Raw genomic sequence first — 1175 nt, 5'->3', positions numbered from 1 at the left:
GTCCTTGAAGCAGAACGGGCAGTGGTCCGTCGACACGATGGCCAGGTCGTTGCTGCGCAGCCCGCGCCACAGGTCGCGCTGGTGGCTCTCCTGCCTGGAACGCAGCGGCGTCGAGCAGACCCACTTCGCGCCCTCGAACCCCGGTGCGCCGAGCTGGTCTTCGAGGGTGAGGTAGAGGTACTGGGGGCAGGTTTCGGCGAAGACGTTGCGTCCGGTGTCCCTGGCCTGTGCGACTGCTTCGAGGGCTTGGGAGGCGGACAGGTGCACGATGTAGAGCGGGGTGTCGCCGGCGACCTGGGCCAGAGAGATCGCGCGGCGGGTGGCTTCGGCCTCGAGTTCGGCGGGGCGGGTGAGGCCGTGGTTGATCGGGTCGGTCTCGCCCCGGGAAAGAGCTTGGCCGATGAGGACGTCGATGGCGATGCCGTTCTCGGCGTGCATCATGATCATGGAGCCGTTGTCGCGGGCTTTCTGCATGGCGCGCAGGATCTGGCCGTCGTCGCTGTAGAAGACGCCGGGGTACGCCATGAACAGCTTGAAGCTGCTGATGCCCTCGGCGTCGACGAGCGCGTCCATGGCCTTGAGCGACTCGTCGTCCACCCCGCCGATGATCATGTGGAAGGCGTAGTCGATGTGGCAGTTGCCGCCGGCCTTGGCGTGCCAGGCGGCCAGGCCCTCGTGCACGTTCTCGCCGGACCGCTGCACCGCGAAGTCGATGATCGTGGTGGTGCCGCCGAAGGCCGCGGCGCGGGTGCCCGACTCGAACGTGTCCGACGCGAACGTGCCACCGAACGGCAGCTCCATGTGAGTGTGCGCGTCCACGCCGCCCGGGATGACGTACTTGCCGGTCGCGTCGATGACCTCGGCGTCCGCGACGACCGGGGCGAGGCCGGGGGCGAACAGGGCGGCGATCGTCTCGCCGTCGACGAGCACGTCTGCGGCGTGGCGGCCGGTGGGCGTGACGACGGTGCCGCCGGTGATGAGGATGGCCATGGGGGTCTCCGCTCTCAGGCCTGGGTCAGCGGGCCGTAGGCGTCGGGCCGGCGGTCCCGGTAGAACTGCCACCGGTCACGCACCGTCGCCAGCAGGCCCAGGTCCAGATCGCGTATGACCAGCTCCGGCTGGAACGCGTCCGCGGGCTCGCCGACGAACTTGCCTTCGGGGTCGACGAAGTACGA

At 69.2% G+C, this 1175-nt stretch carries 1 protein-coding gene; it reads right to left on the bottom strand.

Annotation, left to right across the window (positions count from 1 at the left end):
* Positions 1-990: amidohydrolase family protein (locus Cco03nite_RS42010; protein ID WP_203699632.1), on the bottom strand; the 990-nt coding region annotated here is incomplete at its 3' end.
* Positions 991-1175: the final 185 nt, after the last annotated feature.

Source organism: Catellatospora coxensis, assembly GCF_016862635.1.
GTDB classification, from domain to species: Bacteria; Actinomycetota; Actinomycetes; order Mycobacteriales; family Micromonosporaceae; genus Catellatospora; species Catellatospora coxensis.
Note: the sequence above shows the minus strand (reverse complement) of the source record. Positions and strands in the feature narration are given on the sequence as shown.